The 20,548-nt window shown below is 58.9% G+C and carries 19 protein-coding genes and 1 pseudogene; 13 read left to right on the top strand and 7 right to left on the bottom strand.

The features are described from left to right. Nucleotides 1–38: 38 nt before the first annotated feature. Nucleotides 39–869, bottom strand: coding sequence for a methyltransferase domain-containing protein (locus tag TRM7615_RS02840; RefSeq protein ID WP_108785370.1), 831 nt, complete (start codon nt 867–869; stop codon nt 39–41). A gap of 17 nt (nt 870–886) precedes the next feature. On the opposite strand from TRM7615_RS02840, the gene TRM7615_RS02835 reads away from it, so the two are divergent. The 4 genes from TRM7615_RS02835 to TRM7615_RS02820 are packed head-to-tail and all read left to right on the top strand — an operon-like array spanning nt 887 to nt 3,193. Next, entirely contained in the window at nt 887–1,615 is a 729-nt protein-coding gene (locus TRM7615_RS02835; protein ID WP_108785369.1) for a ComF family protein, read from the top strand. Between the two features lie 39 nt (nt 1,616–1,654). After that, complete coding sequence (gene grxC / locus TRM7615_RS02830; protein ID WP_108785368.1) at nt 1,655–1,912, top strand: glutaredoxin 3; 258 nt, start codon at nt 1,655–1,657, stop codon at nt 1,910–1,912. Then, nucleotides 1,912–2,742 (top strand): carbon-nitrogen hydrolase family protein, encoded by an 831-nt coding sequence (locus TRM7615_RS02825; protein WP_108785367.1) that lies wholly within the window; start codon nt 1,912–1,914, stop codon nt 2,740–2,742. Before grxC ends, TRM7615_RS02825 begins: the two co-directional genes overlap by 1 nt. 13 nt (nt 2,743–2,755) lie before the next feature. After that, entirely contained in the window at nt 2,756–3,193 is a 438-nt protein-coding gene (locus TRM7615_RS02820) for a MarR family winged helix-turn-helix transcriptional regulator (protein ID WP_108785366.1), read from the top strand. Nucleotides 3,194–3,243: 50 nt separating this feature from the next. Here TRM7615_RS02820 and TRM7615_RS02815 read toward each other — a convergent pair whose 3' ends face one another. Next, nucleotides 3,244–3,894, bottom strand: coding sequence for a hypothetical protein (locus TRM7615_RS02815; protein ID WP_108785365.1), 651 nt, complete (start codon nt 3,892–3,894; stop codon nt 3,244–3,246). Nucleotides 3,895–4,274: 380 nt separating this feature from the next. Here TRM7615_RS02815 and TRM7615_RS02810 point away from each other — a divergent pair. After that, nucleotides 4,275–4,628: pseudogene (locus TRM7615_RS02810) on the top strand (MarR family winged helix-turn-helix transcriptional regulator); the annotation flags it as partial. Between the two features lie 54 nt (nt 4,629–4,682). Here the strand turns inward: TRM7615_RS02810 and TRM7615_RS02805 are convergent. After that, on the bottom strand, nt 4,683–5,333 hold the full coding sequence (locus TRM7615_RS02805) for a hypothetical protein (protein WP_125133634.1): 651 nt from the start codon (nt 5,331–5,333) through the stop codon (nt 4,683–4,685). A 154-nt stretch (nt 5,334–5,487) separates the two neighbouring features. After that, nucleotides 5,488–6,231 carry a bifunctional 2-polyprenyl-6-hydroxyphenol methylase/3-demethylubiquinol 3-O-methyltransferase UbiG gene (gene ubiG / locus TRM7615_RS02800; protein WP_108785362.1) on the bottom strand — a complete coding sequence of 248 codons (744 nt, stop codon included), beginning with the start codon at nt 6,229–6,231 and terminating at the stop codon, nt 5,488–5,490. Between the two features lie 48 nt (nt 6,232–6,279). On the opposite strand from ubiG, the gene pip reads away from it, so the two are divergent. The 6 genes from pip to infB all read left to right on the top strand — a co-directional run bounded on the left by pip (nt 6,280) and on the right by infB (nt 13,575). Further along, nucleotides 6,280–7,257: a prolyl aminopeptidase gene (gene pip / locus TRM7615_RS02795; protein ID WP_108785361.1), complete on the top strand. Its 978-nt coding sequence runs from the start codon at nt 6,280–6,282 to the stop codon at nt 7,255–7,257. After that, complete coding sequence (locus TRM7615_RS02790; protein WP_108785360.1) at nt 7,254–8,057, top strand: ABC transporter substrate-binding protein; 804 nt, start codon at nt 7,254–7,256, stop codon at nt 8,055–8,057. Before pip ends, TRM7615_RS02790 begins: the two co-directional genes overlap by 4 nt. Before the next feature lie 165 nt (nt 8,058–8,222). After that, nucleotides 8,223–8,813 (top strand): ribosome maturation factor RimP, encoded by a 591-nt coding sequence (rimP, locus tag TRM7615_RS02785; RefSeq protein ID WP_108785359.1) that lies wholly within the window; start codon nt 8,223–8,225, stop codon nt 8,811–8,813. After that, a complete protein-coding gene (gene nusA / locus TRM7615_RS02780) occupies nt 8,813–10,447 on the top strand; it encodes a transcription termination factor NusA (RefSeq protein ID WP_108785358.1) in 1,635 nt (544 codons plus the stop codon). Before rimP ends, nusA begins: the two co-directional genes overlap by 1 nt. A gap of 23 nt (nt 10,448–10,470) precedes the next feature. After that, complete coding sequence (locus tag TRM7615_RS02775; RefSeq protein ID WP_108785357.1) at nt 10,471–11,094, top strand: RNA-binding protein; 624 nt, start codon at nt 10,471–10,473, stop codon at nt 11,092–11,094. A 9-nt stretch (nt 11,095–11,103) separates the two neighbouring features. Beyond that, nucleotides 11,104–13,575, top strand: a complete 2,472-nt coding sequence (gene infB, locus TRM7615_RS02770) for a translation initiation factor IF-2 (RefSeq protein WP_108785356.1) — start codon at nt 11,104–11,106, stop codon at nt 13,573–13,575. Nucleotides 13,576–14,036: 461 nt separating this feature from the next. On the opposite strand, the gene mutT is transcribed toward infB, so the two are convergent. From mutT to TRM7615_RS02755, 3 genes are read right to left on the bottom strand one after another with little or no spacing between them, the layout of a single operon-like run. Then, a complete protein-coding gene (gene mutT / locus TRM7615_RS02765; protein WP_108785355.1) occupies nt 14,037–14,435 on the bottom strand; it encodes an 8-oxo-dGTP diphosphatase MutT in 399 nt (132 codons plus the stop codon). Beyond that, nucleotides 14,432–15,658 carry a bifunctional glutamate N-acetyltransferase/amino-acid acetyltransferase ArgJ gene (gene argJ, locus TRM7615_RS02760; RefSeq protein ID WP_108785354.1) on the bottom strand — a complete coding sequence of 409 codons (1,227 nt, stop codon included), beginning with the start codon at nt 15,656–15,658 and terminating at the stop codon, nt 14,432–14,434. Before argJ ends, mutT begins: the two co-directional genes overlap by 4 nt. 5 nt (nt 15,659–15,663) lie before the next feature. After that, a complete protein-coding gene (locus tag TRM7615_RS02755) occupies nt 15,664–16,515 on the bottom strand; it encodes a peptidylprolyl isomerase (protein WP_108785353.1) in 852 nt (283 codons plus the stop codon). Nucleotides 16,516–16,692: 177 nt separating this feature from the next. Here TRM7615_RS02755 and secA point away from each other — a divergent pair, with 177 nt between their 5' ends. Both secA and TRM7615_RS02745 read left to right on the top strand, forming a co-directional pair. Next, a complete protein-coding gene (gene secA, locus TRM7615_RS02750) occupies nt 16,693–19,410 on the top strand; it encodes a preprotein translocase subunit SecA (protein ID WP_108785352.1) in 2,718 nt (905 codons plus the stop codon). A gap of 101 nt (nt 19,411–19,511) precedes the next feature. Continuing rightward, the gene (locus TRM7615_RS02745) at nt 19,512–20,525 is read left to right on the top strand and encodes a hypothetical protein (protein ID WP_165821345.1); all 1,014 of its coding nucleotides are present in this window, start codon (nt 19,512–19,514) and stop codon (nt 20,523–20,525) included. Nucleotides 20,526–20,548 lie beyond the last annotated feature (23 nt).

The following is a 20,548-nucleotide window of genomic DNA, read 5'->3' as shown; positions in this document are numbered from 1 at the left end:
CGTGTGTCGAAGCTGAGATAACCGGAAATCCCCTTGGGTCAATCCGACAGTTTGCCTTCTTTGGTCTTGAGAGCGTCCGCCAGTCGCGCTGTCGCGGATCCCGGGCGCAAAGGTTTGGGCTGACTTTCATCGGGGGACCACCCGGTCAGGCAGATCAGATCAAAGGTGGCAGGCAAGCGTCCCAGGTCGGTGGCAAAGCTGCTGTGGTAGAGCTCTTGCGCCCGCTGGAATACGGCCCGGCGCGTGGAATGACGCAGACGGGCGTGCAAGGCGTTGCCCTCTCCCATGGCACGCAAATCGCGCATCAGATGCCAGATGTCCCTGTATTCGGCGCGCAGGTCCACGTTGTCGGCTACAGGCAAGGCAAAGCCTGCACGCTGCAAAAGCCCCCCCAGATCCCGGATCTCCGCCATCGGGGCGATTCGCGGGGACAGCCCGCCAGAAACCTCGACCTCGGCCTGTCCCAGCGCGGCGCGCAGCTCGTTCAGGGTTTCACCGCCCAGCGCGACAGCCAGAAACAAACCGTCTGGTTTCAGCGCGCGACGGCACTGGATCAACTGCCCAACCGGGTCATTGGCCCAATGCAGGCCCATGGCATGCACCACAAGATCATGCGCTGCGGGCTCCAGATCCAGTACTTCAGCCTCCTGGCTCACCCGGGCCCCCGGCACCGCACCGTCCCAGACCTGCGGTAAAGGTGTAACAATCGCTGGCGCCATAAAGGTTCTGTTAACCATCGAGAGGCGATCCTGCACTTCGTCGATGGCTGCGTCGTGCAGAAACAACGCATCTAGCTGAATGCGGCGGCGATAGGCAGCGCGGGCCGTGCTGTCGACCAGCTTTGGCGTGTCTTGGGGTGGAATTCTCATGGGGTGCAAATAATCCGATGTGGAGCAGGATTCAAACCGCTGTCGAAATGATCTACCCGCCGCGCTGTTTGGGTTGCGGCGAGCTGGTGACAGCGGACTTTGGCCTGTGCGGGTCGTGTTGGCGCGACACACCCTTCATCGCAGGCACCGTGTGCGAGGCCTGCGGCACCCCCCTGCCCGGTCAGCAGGACGGGTACCGGATCGAATGCGACGACTGTATGGCCACCCCCCGCCCGTGGAAAGATGGGCGCTCGGCTCTGCTTTATACGGGCCGAGCGCGGCGGATGATTCTGGCACTGAAACATGGCGACCGACCGGACTTGGCGCGCCCTGCTGCCCTGTGGATGGCCAAGATCGCCAAATACATGATGCACGACAAGATGCTGATCGCGCCGGTGCCCTTGTATTGGACCCGCCTGCTGAAGCGCCGCTACAACCAATCAGCGCTACTGGCGCAGCATCTGTCGTCTGAAACCGGCCTGCCCCACTGCCCGGATCTGATGATCCGCAGCAAGAAGACCCCAATGCTCGAAGGGAAAACCGTGCAGGAGAGGACCGAGATTCTGTCCCAGGCCATCACCGTCCACCCCAAGCGTCGCCACCGGCTGATCCAGCGGGACATTCTGCTGGTGGACGACGTGATGACATCCGGAGCAACCCTGACGGCCTGTGCGCAGGCGTGTCTGGCGGCCGGCGCAAATCATATTTTCGTGCTCACACTGGCGCGCGTTGCCAAGGATGCCTAATTCCCCCTAGATTACGCAAAATCTGCCAAGGGAACGACCATGAAAGCCGTTGAAATCTACACCTCGCCGCTCTGCGGTTTTTGCCACGCGGCCAAACGCCTGTTGAACCAGAAGGGCGTCGAATTCAACGAGATTGACGTGATGCGGAACCCCGACCGCAAACCCGAGATGATCCAACGCGCCAACGGTGGCCGCACCGTGCCCCAGATCTTTGTCGGCGAAACCCATGTGGGTGGCTGCGATGACCTGTATGATCTGGAACGGTCTGGCAAACTCGACCCGCTGCTGGCCGCCTGATGAAAACCGCTCTGGTCCAGATCACGTCATCCGACGATCCAGCCGCAAACCTTGACATGGTGCGCGGCATGATCGCCGAGGCTACAAAGGGTGGCGCCAAGTTCGTCCTGACGCCCGAGGTCACCAATTGCGTCTCGACCAGCACCACGCGCCAGCGCGAGGTGTTGCAGCATCAAGAGGATGACGTCACGCTGGCCGGTCTGCGCGAGCAGGCGGCCGAGTTGGGGATCTGGCTCTTGATCGGATCACTGGGGATCAAAACGCATGACGCGGATGGCCGGTTTGCCAACCGCTCGTTCATGATCAACCCTCAGGGTGAGATCGTCGCACAATACGACAAAATCCACATGTTCGATGTTCAAGTGACCGAGCATGAGACATTCCGCGAATCTGCCAACTATCGCCCCGGAACGCAGGCCGTGGTGGCCGAGACCGACTTTGGCAAGGTCGGCATGACCATCTGCTACGACGTCCGCTTTCCACACTTGCACGCCAAACTAGCGCAAGAGGGCGCAACGATCCTGACGGTGCCGGCAGCCTTTTCTCCGGTCACAGGTGCCGCGCATTGGGAACCTCTGCTACGCGCCCGCGCCATTGAAACCGGGTGCTGGGTGCTGGCGCCTGGCCAATGCGGCGAGCACCCCAAAACCCGCGGCAAGACCCGCTACACCCATGGGCATTCACTGGTCATCGCCCCTTGGGGAGAGGTCGTGATTGACGCAGGTACCGAACCGGGCATTCACTATTTTGATCTGGATGATACATCTGTTACAGACGCACGACGCAAAGTACCGTCTCTGACTCACGTTCGGCCCTTCGAAGGCCCCTGACCCAGATCTGGAAATGACAGACGAAACCAATGCCTTGGCGGTCACGCTGTTCAGCGAGATTCTGACCGCAGACCAACTGTTGCGCAACCGGCTGAGCCGGGTGCTGCCCAAGGGCATGGAGATCTCGCATTTCTCGGTTCTGAACCATCTGGCCTATGCAGGTACAGAACGCACACCAGCGCAGCTTGCATCCGCCTTTCACGTCACGCGTGGGGCGATGACCAACACGCTCGCGAAACTGGAATGGGCCGGCTACATCCACATCCGCCCCGACTGGGACGACGCCCGCCGCAAGATGGTCGCCATCAGCCCCGCTGGCCGTCAGGCACGCGATCAGGCCATCGCGTCGATCTCCCCCTTGATCAATGAGGTCGTTGGACAGCTCGGGCAGGACCGTGTCCGGTCAACCCTGCCCGTGCTGCGCGATTTGCGGATCAAGCTTGAAGGGTAGCGCGCTCCTTTTGCTCAAGCGCGCTACGGAGCACTTTCCCCTAGTACACATCACTTGACTACTGCGTCACCATAGAGGCGATTGTTTGAAACTGCTTGAGCAATCGCCAACTGGAATGCCACGAAACTCGCAGGTATTTTCAATGAAACGTCACAAATCGCGCGACGTTCCACCCCGAATTCATGTCTCGAAAACTTCTCTGACAATAGAATTATCGGTAGCTTAGGATTTGCGGATCGCACCAAAAGCAAAGCATCAATCGTCTCATGAAGGTCATTGATTTCGTCAATACACACGACCAGAAGACCCCAGGAAAGTGGGTCCTCGACAATCGATTCCAAAGCCAGATCAAGACAGCATGTCGTCGCGATCTCGCCTCCAAGGTAATTTACCCATCCACGTATTGCTCTGACGGGTTGGCTAATTTCGCCCACAACCAGAACCGGGTGGCGGGTTACCGTGAAGGGATCTAAAAGATAGCCTTCTTCAGCGTCAGCCTTCGGTTGTGGTTTTTTCGAATCGTTTGCAGACTCAGGCTTGAGAAGGTCATATTCTTCCCATCGGGTACCAGAAGGGGAATGAACCAGTACCCCCTTTGGTTTTGCGGGCAACGAAAAGATGCTGGAAAGCGTCTCCGTTGCGATGTTTGCGACCTTGTGGGCCAACTTGGATATTCTTTGAACGTTCACATTCTTGTTCATAACAATGTTGTCCTATGTGTTCGCCATCCTCACGGAGCCCTTCTCAAAGTTCGCTACGTCTCAAACAAGTTAGAAAATGGACGAAAACAGCCAAAAATTCATCAATTTGAAAGACTGCATTTACCAAATTGAATGGGAGAATCTTGCAATCAACAACCCATGATCTGGGAGCAATGAGTCATTCAAAACCCGGCGATCCAAGACTTCACGAGCTTTTGTCCATGTGAAATAGTGTAGTGCGATTATGATGGATCTGAAAAATTTGACGCTGAAATGGCTCGCTGTTCATCGCCGACCACCACTCGTCTTCTGCCTGCTCAAGCCAGCTTTGTCGAAGCAGATAGAACCTGCCTTTCGACTAGTTGCAGCCGACAACTCAAAGGATGCTCCCCAAAGGCATGGAAATCTCGCATTGCTCGGTTCTGAACAATCCGGCTTATGCTGGGACCGAACGTACCCTGGCGCAATTGGCATCCGCCTTTCACGTCACGCGTGGCGCGATGACCAACACGCTCGCGAAACTGGAATGGACCGACTACATCCACATTCGCCCGGACTGGGACGACGCCCGCAGCAAAATGATCGCCATCAGCCCCGCAGGCCACCAAGCCCGCGATCAGGCAATCTCTTCGATTGCACCATTGATCAATGAGGTCGCCGGAGAACTGGGGCTGGACCGTGTCCGGTCCACCCTGCCTGTTTTGCGTGATCTTCGGATCAAGTTAGAAGATTAGTGCTGCCTTCGTGATCTCATCTGCATATTCAATTGCAATGAACTTAGAAGCTTATCAGGCAAGCACCCTCTCATTATAGAGACGGTTGTTCGAAACCGCTTGAGAAACTGCCAGCCGAAACGACGTGAAACTTGCCGGTGCTTTCAAGGACACATCGCAAATTGCCCGTCGTTCCACCCCGAATTCATGTCCTGAAAAAGAGGCAGACAATAAGATTATCGGCAACTCCGAAGAAACTGACCTCACCAAAAGCAACGCTTCAACCACCTCGTGAATATCTGCGATTTCATCCGCATAGACGACGAGAAGTCCCCAGGATTGCGTGCTCTCTGCGATCGAATCCAACGCCAGGCTGATTGAGCTGGTCGTCGCAACCTCCCCACCCAGAGCCTCGACCCAAGTGCTCATGTCCTCGGCAGCTCGCACTTTGGCGCTTACGACCAAGGCAGGTTGCTCGCGCAACAATAGCGGGTCAGCGAGTAACTGCTCAGAATCGAGCGGGCGGGACTGAACATTTTGATCAGCGTTTGCCGGTTGTGGCCTGTCAGGTTGAAAGTCCCCCCAATGAACACCTTTGGGGGAATGCACTAAAACACCCTTTGGTTTTGTGGGTAACGTTAAGTAACTCGAAAGTGCCCTGGTTCCAGCCACGAACATTTCGTGAGCCTTTTCAAGAACGTGACGAGCGCGTGTATTCGTCTTCATGCCGATCAAGACCCTCCTTTGGCAAAAGTGTCGGCGTCCCAGTACTTGCCCCCAGAGTCTCCGGCAATTCTGGCAGAAGGTCATTCACCTATACAAAAGTATACCACACACCGGCCCGTCGAACTCGGTTTAGGGCTTACATTCTAAGCAGTCCTTATGGCTTCACACTTGCGGTGACATAATTCACACTCAAGTCACGGTCCGAAATGGACCAGCTCCACAAGATCGGGTTGAACACAAAGCCCTTGCGGTCGACCGGGTTCAAGCCCGCTTGGCGCAGCAGATCAAACAGCTCGTCGGGCGTGATGAACTTGTTCCACTCATGCGTGCCGCGCGGCAGCCAGCGCATTACCACCTCGGCCCCAAAAATCGCCATAGCATAGGATTTCGGGTTGCGGTTGATGGTCGAACAAATCTCCAACCCGCCCGGTTTCAGCAACTGCTGGGTCGCGGTCAGATAGCCGAGTGGGTCGGCCACATGCTCTACCACCTCCATGTTCAAAACCACGTCGAACTGTTCGCCTGCCTCGGCCATGGCTTCGGCCGTGGTGTGGCGATAGTCGATATCCAGTCCCGACTGTTCTGCATGAATGCGCGCAACGGGCAGGTTCCCCTCCGCCGCATCGGCACCCACAACCTCGGCCCCCAGACGCGCCATCGGCTCGCTAAGCAGACCACCACCGCAACCGATGTCCAAAAGCCGCAGCCCCTCGAACGGGCGCGACCCTGCCAGGTCGCACTCGAACTCACCGGCGATTTGTTGCGTGATATAGTCCAACCGGCACGGGTTGAGCATGTGCAGCGGCTTGAATTTGCCGTTGGGGTCCCACCATTCAGCGGCCATCGCTTCGAATTTCGCGATCTCCGAAGGGTCAACCGTGTTCGCAGGCGCTTGCATTCCTGTCTCCGTGTGCTCTTTTACGTCTTAGGACTATATAGGGCCATAATGGACAAGTACTCGGACCAAAAGCGCGCAGTGCAATTTCTTTACCCGCCGATCGAAGCTTTCGATCAGCAGTTAATTGATGTTGGGCAGGGTCATCGCGTTTATTTTGAACAGTGTGGCAACCCAAACGGCATTCCTGTTGTGGTGCTTCACGGTGGCCCTGGTGGCGGGTGCAGCCCCGCGATGCGACGCTATTTCGACCCCGAAGTGTACCGAGTGATTCTCTTTGATCAGCGCGGATGCGGCCGCTCGCGGCCTCATGCCTCGGTCGAAAACAACACGACGCACCACTTGGTCGCGGATATCGAACTGATCCGGCGGCAGTTAGATATCGAGGCCTGGATCGCCTTTGGCGGCAGCTGGGGCGCGACACTCGCGCTGATTTACGCTCAGGCCCACCCGGATCGCGTGACCCATCTTGTGCTGCGTGGCGTGTTCCTGATGACGCAAGCCGAGCTCGATTGGTTCTATGGCGGTGGCGCGGGCAAGTTCTGGCCAGAAACCTGGGCCAAGTTCGCCTCGCTCATTCCTGAGAATGAACAGCACGACATGATCGCCGCCTACCACAAGCGGTTGTTCTCTGGCGATCGCCCGCTTGAAACACGCTATGCCCGAGCCTGGTCGGCGTGGGAGAATGCGCTTGCCTCGATCCATTCGTCGGGCACCAGCGGCGAAAGCCCCGGCGATTACGCCCGCGCGTTTGCCAGGTTGGAGAACCACTATTTCATCAACAACGGCTTTCTCGACGTTGATGGGCAGATACTGGCCAACATGGGCCGCATCTCGCATATTCCCGGGGTGATCGTTCAGGGACGTTATGACATGATCTGCCCGCCTTCTTCCGCCTGGAAGCTCAACAGCCTATGGCCCGCATCCGAGCTGCGGATGGTCCGCAACGCCGGCCACGCCCTGTCAGAACCGGGCATCAGCGCCGAGCTTGTGCGCAGCATGGACCGGATCGCCGAGGTGCTGTCATGACCCGTATCGACCGCCGCGCGCTTTTTTCCACCGGTGCGGCCGCTGCGCTGCTGGCCGCGACTGGCGTTTCGCTGGACGCCGCGCCAAAGGCGGGCGGTACGCTTCGCCTGGCCGTGCCAAGGGACGGATCGCTGGACCGGGTCGCGCGCGGCGCCATGTTCGACACCCTGACCGAGATTGCGCCCGACGGAACTTTACGCGGAGAATTGGCACAAAGCTGGCAAAGCTCAGAGGACGCCCGGGTCTGGACCTTTGATCTGCGCCCGGGCGTACTGTTTCACGATGACACACCGCTCACTGCGCAAGACGTCATTGAGGCCCTGTCGCATCTGCCGGACCTAAGCCGGATCGAGACCGTGACGGATCACCAGCTTCGGGTCGAACTGACCAAAGCTGTACCGGGCCTGCCATTCACGCTGGCTGAAGACGCCTTTTGCATCGCACGAGACACCATCGGCACAGGATGCTACCGCGCCGCGCACGTGCAAGAGGGGCGCCATTTCCGGGGGGAAAAGGTCGCGGATCACTACAAAACCGGCCAAGCTGGATGGCTCGACCGGATCGAAGTGATAACGATACCCGACGCCAACGTCCGTGCCGAGGCCCTGCGCGACGGCTATGTCGACGTCGCTGCCCTACCCGCGCCAAACGGCCTGCGCGAGCGCGCCAAATACCGCTATCACCCCTCGGAACACGATATGGCGCTGGTCGTCGCGGACGCGGTTGGTCTGCCGCGCCAGATCAGCTCTCGTGCGGCCTTGGATGATGGGCGTATCGCAGAACGCTGGTGGATGATCTAACCTTCGTCTCTCACAATTTCACACTGCCCCTTGCAGACTCATCCCATCCGCCGTATATGCCTTGACAACAGCGGCGCGTCGGGTCTCTTGGACCGGAAGCACCACCGGAAATTTCGACGGGCCGCGCGCCCGTTTTTTTGTGCCCGGAGTTTGGGTAATCTGACAATGACTAACGACCTGATAGCAAAAGCAGCGATCGACCGCAGGTTGGCCGAGATCATCACGCCTGTGATCGAAGATCTGGGCTATGAGCTGGTCCGCATCCGCCTGATGAGTGGCAAGGAAACCACCCTGCAGATCATGGCGGACAAGCCCGATGGTGGCATCGAAGTGGATGATTGCGGCGAAATTTCGAGCGCGGTCAGCGCCACGCTGGACGTCGAGGATCCGATTCTGGACGCCTATACGCTTGAGGTTTCGAGCCCCGGCATCGACCGCCCGCTGACGCGCCTTAAAGACTTTGACATGTTCGAAGGTTACGAGGCCAAGCTGGAAACCACCGAACTCATCGACGGACGTCGCCGCTTCAAGGGTGAGCTGGCCGGGATCGAAGGGGATGAGGTTCTGATCAACCTCGACCAGAACGGCGAGACCGTGACTATCGGCTTGCAGTTCGACTGGCTCAGCGACGCCAAACTGGTGCTGACCGACGATCTGATCAAGGAAATGCTGCGCCAGCGCAAAGACGCGGGCGTGTTGAACGAAGACGCATTCGACGACATCGAGACCGAAGGGTCCCAAGAGGAGACGAAGTAATGGCAATCACCTCTGCAAACCAGCTGGAGCTGTTGCAAACCGCCGAGGCCGTGGCCCGCGAAAAGATGATCGACCCCGGTCTGGTCGTCGAAGCGATGGAAGAATCCCTCGCCCGTGCTGCGAAGTCCCGCTACGGCGCCGAGATGGACATCCGCGTTTCCATCGACCGCAAAACCGGTAAAGCGACATTCACCCGCGTCCGCACCGTGGTCGAGGATGAAGAGCTGGAAAACTACCAGTCCGAATTCACCGTCGAGCAGGCCAAACAATATATGGCTGACCCGCAGGTCGGTGACACCTTTGTCGAAGAGGTTCCGCCGGTTGAAATGGGTCGCATCGCCGCGCAATCCGCCAAGCAGGTGATCCTGCAAAAGGTGCGCGAAGCCGAGCGTGACCGCCAGTTCGAAGAATTCAAAGACCGCGCAGGCACCATCATCAACGGTGTCGTCAAGCGCGAGGAATACGGCAACGTCATCGTCGACGTGGGTGCCGGCGAAGCAATGCTGCGCCGCAACGAAAAGATCGGCCGCGAAAGCTATCGCCCGAACGACCGCGTGCGCTGCTACATCAAGGACGTGCGCCGCGAAGTGCGTGGCCCGCAGATCTTCCTGAGCCGCACCGCGCCCGAGTTCATGGCCGAACTGTTCAAGATGGAAGTGCCGGAAATCTATGACGGCATCATCGAGATCAAAGCCGTGGCCCGTGACCCCGGTTCGCGCGCCAAGATTGCCGTGATCAGCTATGATGGCTCGATCGACCCTGTGGGTGCCTGTGTTGGTATGCGCGGCAGCCGCGTACAGGCCGTTGTGAATGAACTGCAGGGTGAAAAGATCGACATCATCCCGTGGAACGAAGATCAGCCGACATTCTTGGTGAACGCGCTGCAGCCCGCCGAAGTGTCCAAGGTGGTTCTGGACGAAGAAGCCGGCAAGATCGAAGTTGTTGTTCCCGAAGAGCAGCTGTCGCTGGCCATCGGTCGCCGTGGTCAAAACGTGCGCCTGGCCTCGCAGCTGACCGCTCTGGACATCGACATCATGACCGAGGCCGAGGAATCGGCGCGCCGTCAGAAAGAGTTTGAAGCCCGCACCAAACTGTTCATGGACAGCCTGGATCTGGACGAATTCTTTGCTCAGCTGCTGGTGTCTGAAGGGTTCACCAACCTGGAAGAAGTGGCTTACGTCGAAATCGACGAACTGCTGGTGATCGACGGCGTGGACGAAGGCACCGCAGAAGAGCTGCAAACCCGTGCCCGCGAGTACCTGGAAGCACAGGCCAAGGCGGCTCTGGACAATGCCCGCGCCCTTGGTGTCGAAGAGAGCCTTATTGAATTCGAAGGCCTGACACCCCAAATGATCGAAGCACTGGCCAAGGACGACGTGAAAACGCTCGAAGACTTTGCAACCTGCGCCGACTGGGAACTGGCCGGTGGCTGGACGTCGGTCGATGGCGAACGAGTCAAGGACGATGGCATTCTGGAACCTTTCGACGTTTCGCTGGAAGAAGCCCAGGACATGGTCATGACTGCCCGCGTTCTGTTGGGCTGGGTTGATCCGGCCGAGTTGGAAGCCGCAGCCGAGGAAGACGGCGCGGAAGACGACACTGACGAAAACACCGACACGGAGGCCGGGGCCTGATCTCAGGCCCCAGGGGGTTCGAGATGGGTCGCGGTGGCGTTCCAAAGGATCACTCGGATGGTCCAGACCGCAAGTGCATTGCCACGGGTGAAGTACAGCCGAAATACGGGCTGATTCGCTTTGTGGTGGGCCCTGACGGTCAGGTCTATCCGGATGTGATGGGCAAATTGCCTGGTCGCGGCGCCTATGTCGCAGCGGACCGGGCGGCACTTATCAAGGCTGTGCAAAAAAAGCTGTTTTCCCGCAGCTTCAAAATGCAGGTGACGGTGGCAAGCGATCTGGTCGACGACGTCGAGCGCCAGCTGGCCCGCCGCGTGATCGACCTGCTGAGCCTTGCACGCAAATCCGGCGATGCGGTCGCCGGGTACGAAAAGGTCAAAACAATGCTCGACAGGGAAGAGGCGCAGGTTTTGCTGCAGGCCTCGGACGGATCGGGACGCGGAAAATCGAAATTGAGCACGCCACACCGGGGTAAATACATCGGTTGGCTGACCGCAGACGAGTTAGGCATGGCATTTGGACGCCAAACTGTGATACATGCCGCCCTCGCCTCTGGTGGACTCAGTAAACGTGTTGTAGAGGAAGCGCAGCGTTTACGTGGCGTGCGCGAAACGGATGACGGCGGCAAGGGCCGCACGGAAGGGTAGTTAGGCTTTATGAGCGATAGTGACGGCAAAAAGACATTGGGTCTGCGTGGGTCCCGCCCGGGGAATGTGAAACAGAGTTTCAGCCACGGACGGACCAAGAATGTCGTGGTGGAAACCAAACGCAAGCGCGTGGTGGTTCCCAAGCCCGGCGCTGGCAAGCCCGGGGGCTCGGCCCCTGCGGGTGATCCGTCGCGTCGCCCGGCTGGCATCACAGACGCGGAAATGGCGCGCCGCCTGAAGGCCGTCCAGGCCGCCAAGGCCCGCGAAGTCGAAGAAACGGCCAAACGCGCCGCTGAAGAGAAGGCCCGGGAAGAAGAACGCGCCCGTCGCCGCGCCGAGGCAGAAGCCAAGGAACGCGAAGAACAGGAACGCGCTGAAAAAGCTCGTCAAAAGGCCGAAGAAGAAGAACGCAAGCGCAAAGAGGCTGAAGAGGTCGCGAAACGTGCCGCCGAGGCACCCGCGCCAAAAGCTGACGCGCCATCGCGCCCCGCGCCCAACAAACCGGCACCTGCCGCGACCCCACGCAAGTCCGACCGCGAGCGCGAGCAGCGCAATACCCGCGGTAAGGGCCGCGACGATGGTCGCCGTTCGGGCAAGCTGACATTGGGTCAGGCCACAGGTGGCGAAAACAACCGCCAGCGTTCGATGGCGTCCATGAAGCGCAAGCAAGAGCGTGCGCGTCAGAAAGCCATGGGCGGCTCGGTCGAGCGTGAAAAGGTGATCCGTGACGTACAGCTGCCCGAGGCCATTGTGGTGTCGGAGCTGGCCAACCGTATGGCCGAACGTGTGGCTGACGTCGTGAAATCGCTGATGAACATGGGCATGATGGTTACGCAGAACCAGACCATCGACGCCGATACAGCCGAACTGATCATCGAAGAATTTGGCCACAAGGTCACCCGCGTTTCGGACTCGGACGTCGAGGACGTCATCAAAGAGGTCGAAGACAAGGACGAAGATCTGGAATCGCGCCCCCCGGTCATCACGATCATGGGTCACGTCGACCACGGCAAAACCTCGATCCTGGACGCCATCCGCAACGCCCGCGTTGTGGCGGGCGAAGCCGGCGGTATCACCCAGCACATTGGTGCCTATCAGGTGAAAACCGAAAGCGGCGCGGTGCTGAGCTTCCTGGATACTCCGGGCCACGCGGCCTTTACCTCGATGCGCTCGCGTGGTGCTCAGGTGACGGACATCGTGGTTCTGGTTGTGGCGGCTGACGACTCGGTCATGCCGCAGACCATCGAAGCGATCAACCACGCTAAAGCGGCCGAAGTCCCGATGATCGTAGCGATCAACAAGTGCGACAAACCCGCTGCCGACCCCAACAAGGTCCGCGCCGAGTTGCTGCAACACGAAGTGATCGTGGAAGCCATGTCGGGTGAAGTGCAGGACGTCGAAGTGTCCGCGCACACCGGTCAGGGTCTGGATGAACTGCTTGAGGCCATTGCGCTGCAGGCTGAAATCCTGGAGCTCAAGGCCAACCCGGGACGCGCCGCTCAGGGCGCCGTTATCGAAGCACAGCTGGACGTGGGCCGCGGCCCCGTTGCCACTGTTCTCGTTCAGAACGGCACACTGCGCCAGGGCGACATCTTTGTTGTGGGTGAGCAGTACGGTAAGGTCCGCGCCCTGATCAACGACAAGGGCGAGCGCGTCAAAGAGGCCGGCCCCTCGGTTCCAGTCGAGGTTCTGGGCCTGAATGGCACACCCGAAGCAGGCGACGTTCTGAATGTGACCGAGACCGAAGCGCAGGCGCGCGAGATCGCCGAATATCGCGAACAAGCCGCCAAGGACAAACGCGCTGCTGCCGGTGCTGCGACCACGCTGGAACAGCTGATGCAGAAGGCCAAGGAAGACGAAAGCGTCTCTGAGCTTCCGATCCTGGTCAAAGCGGACGTACAAGGTTCTGCCGAAGCCATCGTTCAGGCGATGGAAAAGATCGGCAACAACGAGGTGCGCGTGCGCGTGCTGCACTCGGGCGTGGGTGCGATCACCGAGACCGACATCGGCCTGGCGGAAGCCTCTGGCGCACCGGTTATGGGCTTTAACGTTCGTGCCAACGCCTCGGCCCGGAACACCGCCAACCAGAAGGGCGTCGAGATCCGTTACTACTCGGTCATCTATGACCTTGTGGACGACGTTAAAGCCGCCGCATCGGGCCTGCTGAGCGCCGAGATCCGCGAGAACTTCATCGGTTACGCCGAAATTCGCGAAGTCTTCAAGGTCACCGGCGTGGGCAAAGTCGCCGGCTGTCTGGTCACCGAAGGTGTTGCCCGCCGCTCCGCAGGTGTTCGCCTGCTGCGCGACAACGTCGTGATCCACGAAGGCACGCTGAAGACGCTCAAGCGCTTCAAGGACGAAGTGCCCGAGGTTCAGTCGGGTCAGGAATGCGGTATGGCATTCGAAAACTACGACGATATCCGTGCAGGCGATGTGATCGAGATTTTCGAACGCGAAGAAGTTACTCGAACCCTCGACTGATCGCATATCAATCGAAATCGAAAACGGCGGCCCTCAATGGCCGCCGTTTTTCATTCTGACGTCAAAAACAAAAAGGGGACAGCAAACGCCATCCCTTTTTTGCAGTCAGTGTGAGTGGTGGTGCAAATTACATTCAAGCGACCGCGGTAATAGGCTTACCGACGTACACCTTGTCATCTACACGGACGGCAATGCGCCCGTTTGGCAAACTGCGGACAAATGTGCCCTGAATCGAGACACAGCTGCCGATTGTGATCGTACGAAGCAAGTCAAATCCTCCCCAAAGGAACAGACAAGTTCTTTATACCATAAAGGAGAGTAAAAATATACTTAAACTCTGCCTTTTATTTCTTGGGCTTAAGGGTAGGCCACCAAATATCGTCTATATCAAGGCTATTCAGCCTAGATATGCCCGAACGATCAAAAGCGGAAACACACCTTAAGCGCGAATCACGGAACCGCTACAACCAATCCCTTAGGATCGGAATCAACGGTACATCGGCGGCTGGCATAGGGTAGTCTCGCAACTCGTTTGCCTTGACCCACTTCAATGCCTGGCCTTCTTTCGATTGCGGGATTCCGTCCCATTTCCGGCAGGCAAAGAGCGGCATCAGCAGATGGAAATCGTCATAGCTGTGACTGGCAAAGGTCAGTGGTGCCAGGCAGGAAGCCCAAGTGTTGATCCCCAACTCCTCTTCCAGCTCTCGGATCAGGGCGACCTCGGGTGTTTCTCCGGCCTCGACCTTGCCGCCCGGAAACTCCCATAGACCAGCCATGGATTTGCCTTCGGGGCGCTGTGCCAACAGCACCCGTCCATCTACATCAATCAGCGCAACCGCCGACACCAAAACCGTTTTCATGAGCGATAGTCCGCGTTGATCTCGATATAGCCGTGTGTCAGGTCACAGGTCCAGACGGTCGACCGCCCGTCGCCCAGCCCCAGATCAACACCGATCACCAGCTCTTGGCCCTTCATATAAGCCGCGGCCTCATCTTCGCTGTAGGTCGGGCTGACCCATCCGTTTTCGGCAACCAGGATGTCACCGAACGAAATGCTCAGCTTGTCGCGGTCTGCAGCTGCGCCCGATTTGCCAATGGCCATGACCACCCGGCCCCAGTTGGGGTCCTCCCCCGCCACAGCGGTCTTGATCAACGGCGAGTTCGCAATCGCCAACCCGTGCACTTTGGCGTCCGCATCCGATGTCGCGCCGGTCACGCGGATTTCCACGAATTTGGTCGCCCCTTCGCCGTCGCGCACCACCTGATGCGCCAGATCAAGCATCACGCCGTTCAGCGCATCGGCAAAGGTGGTATTGCCGGTGGCATCCACGCCCGACGCGCCTGTCGCACAGAGCAGCAAACTGTCCGAGGTCGAGGTGTCGCTGTCGACAGTGATGCAGTTGAACGAAGTATCCGTCTGGCTGCTCAACATTGCCTGCAGCGCGCTCTGTTCAACCTTGGCGTCTGTGAAAATGTAGACCAGCATCGTCGCCATGTCCGGCGCAATCATGCCCGAGCCCTTGGCGATGCCAGCAATCGACACTGTCTGGCCATCGATCTCGACCTGCGCGCTTGCCCCTTTGGGGAACGTATCCGTGGTCATGATAGCACGCGCAGCGTCTTCGATCGCGTCCCCTGACAGCGCGCCATTCAGCGCGTCGAGCTGCGCCAGAATGCGGTCATGCGCCAAAGGCTCGCCGATCACCCCTGTGGACGAGGTGAACACCCGCTCGACCGCAACACCCGTCACATCCGCAACCGCCTGCGTCACCGCCGCGACCGAGGCCTGGCCATAGTGCCCGGTGAACGCGTTGGCATTGCCCGAGTTCACAAGGATCGCAGCGGGACCATCGCTGGCCCCGCCAATTTTCTCCTGACAATCCAAAACCGGAGCTGCCCGAGTGGCTGAGCGTGTGAATACGCCCGCCACCGATGTGCCCGGCTGCAAAACCGCCAGCATGACGTCGGTTCGGCCCTGATACCGCACACCCGCTTCGACGGTGGCGAATCGCACACCGTCAATGACCGGCAGCTTCGGAAACGCAGCAGGTGCCAAAGGCGAGACTTTGGTGATCGTGGCCATGGGTCTTACTCCTGAACCAGTTCGACGTCGCGCAGTACAGACGGCTCCAGACCTTCGACCTCGGGGCGCTCGATCTCGCCTGCTTTGGTCAGCTCGGCCACTTTGGCGTCCACCGCGTCCTGTTGGATCTTGGTCGCCAACTCACCGCGCACTTCGTCCAGTGTCGGCGCTTCGGCCTTGCGCTTGTCACTGAGCAGCACGACGTGCCAGCCAAACTGCGTTTTGACCGGGGCCGAAACCTCTCCGGGGCTCAGGTCGACAACGGCCGCTTCGAACTCGGGCACCATGGCACCCATGCCGAACCATCCAAGCGAGCCGCCGTTGGGACCGGAAGGGCCGGTCGACTTTTCCTTGGCCATCGCGGCGAAATCGGCGCCGTTGTCCAGATCGGCCTTGATTGCCTTGGCCTCTTCCTCAGTCTCGACCAAGATGTGCGAGGCTTGGAATTCGTCGCCACCGGTCCAATCCGAATACTGCGCGTCATAAGCCGCCTGCACCGCATCATCCGACATCGCACCGCTTGCGATGTCTTCCAGCACGTCTGCCGCCAGCAGCGAGCGCTGCTCGTTCTCCAGCGCCAACTCAACATGTTTGGGCACATCCGTGCCACGCGACTGTTTCAGCAGGTTCTGTTGGATCAGTTGATCCAGGATCGCCTGATACAGAACTTCATCCGGCAACTGCTGATACTGCTGCGGCAGGGCCGCACGTGCCAGGATCATGTGACCCAAAGTGATGTCTTCGCCGTTGACGCTGGCAACAACCGTATCGGCGGTCGGTTTGGTCTCGGCTGCCAACGGCAGGGCCATAACGACAGCCAACGCCAGCGATGGCAAAAAAGTGAGGCCTTTGGGCATTCAAATCATCCTATTCTCAGGCCGCGACGGGGCGCGGCGTTGACACTCTATGACCTGCCGCTTACATCGCTTGAAGCCTAGGACAGGACCGCCTTTCACCCCCCGTATCTATGGGTTGAGCGCAAGGCGGGCAAGCCTGTCGAAATGCACGATGCTGATAGATCCGTTGGAGTGAACATGCTGGGATTCGGAACGCTTGCCAAAAAGGTCTTCGGAACGCCGAACGACCGCAAGATCAAGGCGACCCGCCCGCTGATCGCCAAGATCAACGCACTGGAAGAAGAGTTCGAAAAACTGTCCGACGAGGGCCTGATCGAAAAGACCGCCGAGTTGCGCAAACGCGCGCTGGATGGCGAGAAGCTGGACGACTTGCTACCCGAAGCTTTTGCCAACTGCCGTGAAGGCGCCAAGCGCGCCCTGGGTTTGCGTGCCTTCGATACACAGCTGATGGGGGGCGTGTTTCTGCATCAGGGCAACATCTCGGAAATGAAGACGGGTGAGGGCAAGACCCTTGTCGCAACCTTCCCGGCCTATTTGAATGCTTTGACCGGCAAGGGCGTGCATGTGGTCACGGTCAACGAATACCTGGCCAAACGTGACTCGGAATGGATGGGCAAGGTGTTTGGCGCGCTCGGCATGACCACCGGCGTGGTCTATTCCAACCAGCCCGACCCCGAAAAGATGGCCGCGTATTCCAGCGATGTCACCTATTCGACCAACAACGAGTTGGGTTTTGACTATCTGCGCGACAACATGAAGTCCGAATTGGACCAGGTGTTCCAGAAGTATCACAACTTTGCCATCGTGGATGAGGTCGACTCGATCCTGATCGACGAGGCGCGGACACCGCTAATCATCTCCGGTCCCGCTCAGGACCGCTCGGATCTGTATGTAGCCATCGACGCGGTGATCCCCTCGCTGAGCGACGATCACTATGAGCTTGACGAAAAATCCCGCAACGTGACCTTTACCGACGAGGGCAACGAGTTCCTCGAAGAACAGCTCAAGGCCCGCGGCCTGCTGGATGCAGAGCAGTCACTCTATGACCCGGAAAGCACCACCGTAGTGCACCACGTCAACCAGGGCCTGCGCGCGCATAAGCTGTTTACCCGTGACAAGGACTACATCGTCCGCGATGGCGAGGTCGTTTTGATCGACGAATTCACCGGTCGAATGATGCCGGGCCGCCGCCTGTCGGACGGTCTGCACCAGGCGATCGAAGCCAAGGAAAACGCACAGATCCAGCCCGAGAACGTGACGCTCGCCAGCGTAACCTTCCAGAACTACTTCCGCCTTTATGACAAGCTTTCAGGCATGACCGGCACCGCCGCGACCGAGGCCGAAGAATTTGGCGAGATCTACAATCTGGGTGTGGTCGAGGTTCCGACCAACCGCCCCATCGCCCGGGTCGACGAAGACGACCAAGTCTATCGCACAGCGACAGAGAAATATGAGGCCATGATCCGCGAGATCAAGCAGGCCAACGAGAAGGGACAGCCGGTTCTGGCCGGCACGACCTCGATCGAGAAATCGGAAATGCTCAGCCAGATGCTGACGGCCGAGGGGATCAAACACAACGTCCTGAACGCCCGCCAACACGAGCAAGAAGCTCAGATCGTTGCCGACGCGGGCCATTTGGCCGCTGTGACCATCGCTACAAACATGGCTGGCCGCGGCACAGACATTCAGCTGGGCGGCAACGTCGAAATGAACGTGCTTGCCGCGATCGCGGCTGACCCCGAGGCCGACCCGGCCGAGCTGCGCGCCAAGGAAGAGGCGCGCCACGCGGAAGAAAAGCAAAAGGTGCTCGAAGCGGGTGGCCTGTTTGTTCTGGCGTCCGAACGTCACGAAAGTCGCCGCATCGACAACCAGCTGCGCGGCCGCTCCGGTCGTCAGGGTGACCCCGGTCGCACCGTGTTCTTCCTGAGCCTCGAAGACGACCTGATGCGCATCTTTGGCTCGGAGCGCCTGGACAAGGTACTGACGACCCTAGGCATGAAAGAAGGCGAAGCGATCATCCACCCTTGGGTGAACAAATCGCTGGAGCGCGCTCAAGCCAAGGTCGAAGGCCGCAACTTTGACATTCGTAAAAACGTTCTGAAGTTCGACGACGTGATGAACGACCAGCGTAAGGTGATCTTTAGCCAGCGCCGCGAAATCATGTCCGCCGATGACCTGAACGAAATCGTTTCGGACATGCGCGAGCAGGTGATCGACGATCTGATTGACCAGCACATGCCGCCCAAAACCTATGCCGACCAATGGGACACCGAAGGTCTGCATGCCTCGGTCATGGAAAAGCTGGGCATTGATGTACCCGTTGTCGAATGGGCCGCCGAAGAAGGCGTCGATGACGAAGAGATCCGCGAGCGTCTGGTCAAGGCCACGGACGAGCAGATGGCCAAAAAGGCCGTCGATTTCGGCCCCGAGAACATGCGCAACATCGAAAAGCAGGTGCTGCTGCAGACCATCGACAGCAAGTGGCGTGAACATTTGCTGACACTTGAACATCTGCGCTCGGTTGTGGGTTTCCGCGGCTATGCGCAGCGTGACCCGCTCAACGAATACAAGAACGAGAGCTTCCAGTTGTTCGAAGGCATGCTTGACGGTCTACGCGAAACCGTGACCCAGCAACTGGCCATGGTTCGTCCGCTGACCGAAGAAGAGCAGCGCGAGATGATGGCGCAGATGGCCGCTCAGCAAGCCCAGATGCAGCAGGCCGCCGCAGATGCCACCAACCAGGCCGAAGCAATTGCCGAGGCCGAAGCCTCGGGCGATGCTCTGCCTGGCTTTGACGAAAACGATCCCAGCACCTGGGGTAATCCGTCACGCAACGACAAATGCCCCTGCGGTTCGGGCAAGAAATTCAAACACTGTCACGGTCGGCTGGCGTAAGCCCTGCCTTATCTCTGACAAAATGAATCCCAAAGGCGGCCACACCATGGCCGTCTTTTTTAACGACACTGCCTCTGAGCCAATGTGTGATGAGGTGTGGAATGTTGCCTGCTCGACGTAGAATCCTGATGGCCACCGGTACGGTGGCTTGCGCGCTTGCGACCGGCTATTTGATGAAGCAAGACAGCCCGTATCGGAACCCCAACATTGCGACCAAACCGGCAATCGTGTCGGTGCAGCCCGCGTCAGTCGAGCAAATCGTAACCACAGAGGCGATGACCGACGACAAAGTTCTGGATAGCGTTCAGGACATCACGCTGACGTCTGCCTTGCCTGATTTGCCCGCGCCCCGACGCCTGCCCGACGCCCCGCTCGAAGGAGTGAATTCGGGACACGGCCTGCTGGACGGCGCCGTCCTGCCGGAAACACCCCAGGACCCCGAAGTGCCGCAATTGGGATGCGCCGTCACGGCAACTACAGCCCCGGCGCCGATGGCCAGTGTCACTCTGTCGGTTGAGGCACCTTGTTACGGCAACCAGCGGATCAGCGTGCATCACAGCGGGCTGATCTTCACAGAAATCACTGATGAACACGGCCAGCTGAGCGTTACCATTCCGGCCTTGTCCAAAAACGCGGTCTTTGTCGTGGACTTTGGCCATGGCAAGGGCGCAGTTGCAATGACGCAAGTGGCCGGTTTGGACCTGATCGACCGCGTCGCCGTACAATGGGCCGACCGCGCAGGCTTGCAAATCCATGCGCGCGAGTTTGGCGCCGGATATGGCGATACAGGCCATGTCTGGGCCGATGCCACTGATGCCGGTCAAGGAACCTTTGTCAGTTTGGGTCGTGATGACACGTTCCAACCGCAATTGGCCGAAGTATACAGCTTTCCCCGTGGAACCGCAGGCACCGCAGGTACCGTCGCCCTGAGCATTGAGGCCGAAGTGACCCAGGCCAATTGCGGACGCGAGATTTCGGCGCAATCACTGGAACGTCGCGACGGTAATGCTCTGCGAACACGTGACCTGACATTGTCAATCCCCGGATGTGACGCCGCAGGTGATTTTCTGGTGTTGAATAATCTTGTCGAAGACCTGAAAATCGCGGCCAAATGATCCGCAGGTAATTTCAGGTTTCT

It is taken from the genome of Falsiruegeria mediterranea M17, assembly GCF_900302455.1.
In the GTDB taxonomy this organism is placed as follows: Bacteria; Pseudomonadota; Alphaproteobacteria; order Rhodobacterales; family Rhodobacteraceae; genus Falsiruegeria; species Falsiruegeria mediterranea.
The sequence above is the reverse complement of the archived record's forward strand: the minus strand, read 5'-3'. Positions and strand labels throughout refer to the sequence as shown.